1 protein-coding gene is annotated in these 247 nt (G+C 62.3%); it reads left to right on the top strand.

Annotation, left to right across the window (positions count from 1 at the left end; translation table 11 throughout):
* Window positions 1–247, top strand: a 247-nt coding sequence (locus tag KZZ04_RS20305) for an FGGY-family carbohydrate kinase (protein WP_257903712.1), incomplete at both ends; no start/stop codon positions are given.

The following is a 247-nucleotide window of genomic DNA, read 5'->3' as shown; positions in this document are numbered from 1 at the left end:
CATCGGGACCTGTACATCTTCGGCGGTGCAATCACCGCCGGGGCATCGGTCAGCTGGTTTCGCGAGCAGTTCTGCCAGGCCGAAGAGCAACAGGCCAAGGCTACTGGCCAGGACAGTTTGGCGTTGCTGGAACAGCGCGCGATGAAGATCCCGGCAGGCAGCGAAGGCTTGTTGTTCCTGCCGTACTTGATGGGCGAACGCAGCCCGGTGTGGGATGACCGTGCCAGCGGCAGTTTTGTCGGGCTGA

This window comes from Pseudoalteromonas sp. CR1 (assembly GCF_019392235.1).
In the GTDB taxonomy this organism is placed as follows: domain Bacteria; phylum Pseudomonadota; class Gammaproteobacteria; order Enterobacterales; family Alteromonadaceae; genus Pseudoalteromonas.
The sequence above is the reverse complement of the archived record's forward strand: the minus strand, read 5'-3'. Positions and strand labels throughout refer to the sequence as shown.